6 protein-coding genes are annotated in these 6,215 nt (G+C 41.9%); 4 read left to right on the top strand and 2 right to left on the bottom strand.

Features of this window, described 5'->3' with window-relative positions:
• The first annotated feature begins 101 nt into the window (after nt 1-101).
• The 4 genes from mauG to napH are packed head-to-tail and all read left to right on the top strand — an operon-like array spanning nt 102 to nt 2,967.
• On the top strand, nt 102-1,100 hold the full coding sequence (gene mauG, locus B3O33_RS12965; protein ID WP_292363782.1) for a tryptophan tryptophylquinone biosynthesis enzyme MauG: 999 nt from the start codon (nt 102-104) through the stop codon (nt 1,098-1,100).
• A 37-nt stretch (nt 1,101-1,137) separates the two neighbouring features.
• Nucleotides 1,138-1,566 carry a hypothetical protein gene (locus B3O33_RS12960; RefSeq protein WP_292360738.1) on the top strand — a complete coding sequence of 143 codons (429 nt, stop codon included), beginning with the start codon at nt 1,138-1,140 and terminating at the stop codon, nt 1,564-1,566.
• Between the two features lie 28 nt (nt 1,567-1,594).
• Nucleotides 1,595-2,284 (top strand): ferredoxin-type protein NapG, encoded by a 690-nt coding sequence (gene napG / locus B3O33_RS12955; RefSeq protein ID WP_292360740.1) that lies wholly within the window; start codon nt 1,595-1,597, stop codon nt 2,282-2,284.
• On the top strand, nt 2,281-2,967 hold the full coding sequence (napH, locus tag B3O33_RS12950) for a quinol dehydrogenase ferredoxin subunit NapH (protein WP_292363781.1): 687 nt from the start codon (nt 2,281-2,283) through the stop codon (nt 2,965-2,967). Before napG ends, napH begins: the two co-directional genes overlap by 4 nt.
• Nucleotides 2,968-3,204: 237 nt before the next feature.
• Here napH and azu read toward each other — a convergent pair whose 3' ends face one another.
• The gene (gene azu / locus B3O33_RS12945) at nt 3,205-3,654 is read right to left on the bottom strand and encodes an azurin (protein ID WP_292360743.1); all 450 of its coding nucleotides are present in this window, start codon (nt 3,652-3,654) and stop codon (nt 3,205-3,207) included.
• 950 nt (nt 3,655-4,604) lie between these two features.
• Nucleotides 4,605-6,215: DUF3427 domain-containing protein (locus B3O33_RS12940; protein WP_292363780.1), on the bottom strand; the 1,611-nt coding region annotated here is incomplete at its 5' end.

Below are 6,215 nucleotides of genomic sequence, written 5' to 3'. Positions count from 1 at the left end.
TTGTATGGTGTTTTGGTGCCAATAATGATGCAATGACCTATCACTGCACTATCTCACCTGTTGTTGGTAAGGCCAGCTAAGGTATATAGGCATTACCTAGCATGAGAATCAGCAGCTTGTTTGTATTTTTATCAGTTGTCCTGGCAATTCAGGCTGCTGACTCTTTTGCCTCTGAACTGGAAGCTTTCAAGCGCCCAGAGGGAATTCCGGCGCCATCAACCAATCCACTTACCGTGGAAAAGGCGGCGCTCGGAAAATCCCTGTTTTTTGATCCTCGTCTATCCAGAAACCAGGAAATGTCCTGTGCCACGTGTCATGCTCCAGATAAAAGGTGGAGTGATGGGCGCAAGATTCCACTTGGTGCGGAAAGTCTTTCGAATCCTCGCCGAACCCCCACTGTTTTAAACAGCGCATGGCTTACAACACTAATGTGGGATGGGCGGGCTGATTCACTAGAGTCGCAAGCCATTTTACCAATAACAACTCAACATGAAATGAATTATGACATGTCAGAGCTGACCACTCGCCTGCAAGATGTCAAAGGATATTACCCTATATTTAAAGCAGCTTTTGGTGATGAAAATATCACTCAACAACGTATTAGTGAAGCTTTGGCCAGCTTTCAAAGAACCCTGGTTTCTGCACCATCCCAGTTTGATAAATGGGTAGAAGGTGACAAAAATGCAATTAGTGAAAGTGCCAAAAGAGGTTTTGCACTATTCAATGAAAAGGCACAATGTGCAGCCTGTCATACATCGTGGCGATTTACCGATGACAGTTTTCATGACATTGGTCTTGAAAGTAATGATCTTGGTAAAGGTGCACTAGTGCCGCCTCAAATAATCATTATGCAACACGCCTTCAAAACCCCTTCACTTCGTGATTTACCTGAAAATGGTCCCTTTATGCATGATGCTTCAATGAATACATTGGAAGAAGTAATCAAGCATTACGAAAATGGCGGCATCCAACGAGAAAGTCTTTCTCCTGAAATGAAGCCTTTTAAGCTGACTGAAACCGAGCGAGATGATCTCATCGCTTTTATCAAAACACTGACGGGTCCAGTACTCGGTATTAGATTTCCTGATATTCCTGAATGAATATCACAACATCATTAATAAACTACATCAAATGAAAATGAAGATTCTCGAATTAGAACGTCTCAACAAACTCTTTTTCAATGTGGTCCACATATCAATCTTGAACATAGTTATTGCAGCCAGCGTTATTACAAGTTTTTACTCAATACCGCTTCATGCTGAGGTCCAAAAAGAAGCTGAAACCAAAATTCATAAAGTCTATTTACTGCATCACGATTTTGAATTTGATTTCTATACAGCATCACCAGGCGACATCATAGAAATCATTAATCAGTCAGATATTTCTCATAGTGTTTACATAGAAACACCTGATGAAAAAATCATTAATATCGATGAAAAGCTTTATGTGCAAACACCAGGCGTTTCAGTAAGGTGGAAAGTTCCAGAGTCCGGTGAGTTCCTCCTGCGCTGCTGGATACATCCGGTCATTCACGCCACGTTGCTTATTTCAGAACCTATAGATTAAAAGGCGGCTAAAGCAATAGAGGTGGGAGATGAAAAAAAATAATACTGAACATAATCCCGACAACGCTGAACCCGAGAGAAGAACAGCTTTCAAACAGATATTTCGGCGTTTTGGTGTTGCTGTTGTCGGCACATTGGCAGGACATGCCATATTACGTTCTCGTCCAGCTATCTCTGCTGAAATTATCCGTCCACCTGGCGCAATACCTGAACCTGCATTTGACTCAACCTGTATTCGCTGTGGCCTATGCGTAGAAGATTGTCCCTACGATATTCTCAAGTTAGCAAGCTGGACAGATGAAGCACCTGTTGGCACACCTTTTTTTGTAGCCAGAGAAGATCCGTGCAGGATGTGTCCGGATATTCCATGTGCCCGAGCTTGCCCGACAGGTGCACTTGACCCTTTATTAACAGATATTCGTAAAGCAGATATGGGCGTAGCTGTGCTGGTTGGACATGAAACATGTCTTAACTATAAGGGAATGTCTTGTAGTATCTGCTGGAGAGTATGCCCGATTCGTGATGAAGCAATAACGCTCGAACCTATTCAAAATGCCAAGGGTATATTGCAAATTCCAACGGTTCATTCGGATAAATGCACGGGCTGTGGTACCTGTGAAAAACACTGTGTGCTATCTGAAACAGCGATACGTGTTTTACCACGCAAACTTGGTCTGGGACGTCCTGGAAGAAATGCTGCTGGTCGCGACAAAGTATGATTAAAGTTATCAGAATTATTTGTACTGCAATCTATCGTAAACGATGGTTGATTTCACGCCGAACCGTACAACTTTTTATCCTGCTGGCTTTTTTGTTCTCTTTTCCATTTGTTGGTGACATCGCCACAGGCAACTTATCTTCCAGTGAATGGTTTGGCACAATTCCACTGACCGATCCCTTTATCCTGTTGCAATCATTTTTAGCAGGTTCATCACTCGCCTATCCGGCCTTGATTGGTGCATTAATCCTAGCAGTGTTTTATGCCCTTTTTGGAGGACGAATATACTGTAGCTGGGTATGCCCTATAAACATGCTTACTGATGTTGCCTATTGGCTTCGTCAACGCTTTAACATAAAGAGTAACTTATCCATTTCGAAAGAACTCAGAAAAGCCATTTTGTTGCTCGCTTTATTACTTTCTTTTTCTGCGGGAACACTTGCATGGGAAATAATCAATCCAATAACGCTCTTTCAAAGAGAGTTAATGTGGGCATCAATGTCAGGGGCAATGTTTTTGTTAGGTTTGTTTTTCTTCGATTTGCTGGTTAGCCGCCGAGGATGGTGTGGCCATCTTTGCCCTGTTGGAGCTTTTTACGGATTTCTCGGACAATTCGGACGTATGCGAGTCACCGCCAACAAAGCAGAGTCCTGTGCCGGTTCCGCTTGCTCAGCATGTATTTAAGTATGCCCTGAACCACATGTGTTAGCTCCAGTGGTGTCTCAAAAGGGAAATAAAGTTACGTCGGGTGACTGCACACGCTGTGGGGCATGTCTGGATAAATGCTCAGCTGGTGTGCTTTCTATGAAAATGGATTTAGGTCACAGACGATCATTTAAAAACATTCCCATTGTGACAAAAAAATAGTGACTATAAATAAGAAAGAGGTTGACGGGGTTTCGCCAACCTTTCCAAGACCAACTAATCAACCAAATTAACACTTCCACGCATCATTGATGAATGTCCAGGGAATGAGCAGAAAAAAGTATAAGAACTGTCAGCACTTAGTGCGCCAGTATCAAATGTAACAGAGGCATTTTCTCCTCCACCAAGTATCGGGGTAGCGGCAATAACTCGAGCGTCATTTTCAGGAAGATAATTATTCGCAAGACCTGCAGGAGTTCCCACTTTAACGATTTCAGGGACATCAGATGTTTGAGCTAATACCCAGTTATGCCCCATACCACCTTTTGGTAAACGACCAGTATGCGCAAAGTTTACAGTGAACTCTTCACAGCTCAATGGAATATCCATGGATCGGGTATTGAAAGCCATACCATCCCCTGCACTGATAGACACTTCACAATTATCTGCTGCAGCTACCGTTGGAAGGAAAGCAATTGCTAAAGGTAACAGTAAGTAAAATCGCATATAAATCTCCAAATTATTTAAATAGAGTCTGTGATTTTAGTCCTGTAACTTATTAAGCATTAGCAATAATCGGCATGGCTTTGCCACTATCGTATTGTTAATCAACTTTGATTGGACCTACTAGCCTCTTTTACATGTATGGCTATTGATTAACTGGTAATGCTGGGTAAATGATAAGCTCGCAAACACGGCAATGAAGCTCAACACATATAATGTAAACTGCAATATAGGTGCGAGCAGTCAGCACTAAGCTCTTTAAAGATTGGGAAGTAGCTTACGCAACTAAAAAATCAGCGAAAAATCAAAAATATCGTCAAATATGGGAAATGTGATCAAATTTAGGGGGCTGTTTTTAGCAGAAATGGCAAATTGATGATTTTTACCTCTTTTCTGTTTAAGAATCCATATATTGAATATGCTTGGTTAACGCTAAAACAATAATCAATCACACATGTGTAAATTTTGTGACATTGTTGTACCGCAACCGTTGATATTGAAGTAGGGAAAGGCAGTTTTCAAACGTGGCGAACGTCATTAAGCTGTTGATTTATAAAATATACTGTTTTACCTGTTACGACTTAAAATCCCTCGACTTTGCGGTCGTGCCGGTTCGATTCCCGCCCCGGCACCATTAAGAATACAGAAAGCCTCAATACTGAAAAAAGTGTTGGGGCTTTGTGTTTTCTACTACTCACGTTATTTACAATTCTAGATGATAAAAATTCATCCAATACCAGCACTACTTCATCCCGAACTGAATGGCATGTTTGACGCTCTTTATACCAATCTTGAAGAAGAATCTTAGTTCGTTTATTGGTTAAGCATTTCAATTGGGGCCAGGCAGCCAATCGAACTTCTTTTCCTCGGCTTTGTTCATGATGGGTTTACCAGCAAACTAAAGCACCACAACGAGTAAACTGCATCAATTTCTTTTAAGTTCACGGCTAAAATTATCCAACCGCCAATTTTGCTGCTTGTTGCCACATAAAGTTAGGCATCGGTGTTTTAAGTTGCCAATTTATGCTCATGGGCTGGGAGCCGATATGAGAGAGATATTCAACTTCACCGTAATTTACAAATCCCATTGTACGTCCGTATTCATCTTTTGTTTGCTCGCGCACAAATAAAAACAAACGCTTACCGATTTCTCGGTGCTGAATATAGTCCTTACCACGCCCACGATCAGGTCTTGCACTGTTTTGCGATTGCCAATGGAAAATATGCTCATTGATCGCATAGTCATGGTACATAGTGGTAGGAGAGAACTGCTTTTCATTTTTATCTAAAGTGACAAACATCAGTTCAATATTTTGCTCTTGAATAACAAACAAACCTTCACGCGAGGGAGGTTGACGCTCAAATGTGGTGGCCCCAAACGCCGCTAATATCTGCTCACGAGCATAACGGGCATGAAGCCTAAGTGTTACATCAGGCAAATTCCCCATCAATTTTTGCTCATGTTTGGTTTGCGCTATTTGCCAATTTAATACGTCCAACAATTCCCCCGCAACGCCAAGCTGATCCAAATTAGTAAGACTTTGCGAAATGGAATTAAACCCTAACTCTGGCCCTGTTTTCTGCCAAAAATCGTAGTGGCACATCAGTGCATATCGGTTGCTAATATCTGATAACACAAAACTTGTTTGGCAAAGCTGTTTTAAAAAGTTCAAGTAAGCGTGATCATCACAGGTCAAAATTCGATTGTGAATAGCATTTCTGATCGTTTTTAGCGCAGCTTCATTCTCAGTACGTTCTTTGACCTGATCTTGTGCTTTTGCGACTAATTCCGCCCAACAGCCACGTTTATAAAGCTCATTCAGATCAATGTGGGGATGCTGTCCTAAGAAGTTAGTTAGGTTTAACGGAAGGTTTGAATGCTGTGGAAATTGACGAATCATGGCAACTAGTCGATTCAACGTCAGTGACGCTTGCCGAATATTGGTCAGCACCATTTCTTGAGTTTGCTTCGTCAACTCAATACGGCAACCAAGCGGCGCATGAGGAAAGCCTTGCTTGATCTCTTCGCTGATCGCTCTTGAGCTTTTACCTACTAGCGCTCTGAATTTATTTGCGAAGTCATACTCAGGACGTGAGTTGCCGACGAAATCTAATACCGTACAGCACTGTTTATCTTCAGCTAAACGCAAGCCGCGTCCAAGCTGTTGCAAGAAGATTGTCAAACTCTCTGTTGGACGTAAAAACAGTAAGGTGTCCACTTCAGGGATATCCACACCTTCATTAAAAATATCAACCACACACAGTACATTGATTAAACCAGTACGAATGGCTTGTTGCTTTTGCTGCCGCTCTTGGCTGTTATCACTGGTCAAGACATCCGCTTTAATCCCTTTGAGTAATAGCTTTTGAACCATGTATTGCGCATGTTCTCGGCTAACACAAAAAGCTAAGGCCTTCATTTTGCCTAAATCAGTAATGATTTCCTGCAGACTCAATAAAATCTTATCGAAACGCACCTGGTTATGGGTATACAGATTGGTTAATTGAGAAACGTCATAACGCCCTCGACTCCAAGAAATAGTGCGCAGGTCGGTATCATCATC

The organism is Methylophaga sp. UBA1464 (genome assembly GCF_002325665.1).
Lineage (GTDB): Bacteria > Pseudomonadota > Gammaproteobacteria > Nitrosococcales > Methylophagaceae > Methylophaga.
Note: the sequence above shows the minus strand (reverse complement) of the source record. Positions and strands in the feature narration are given on the sequence as shown.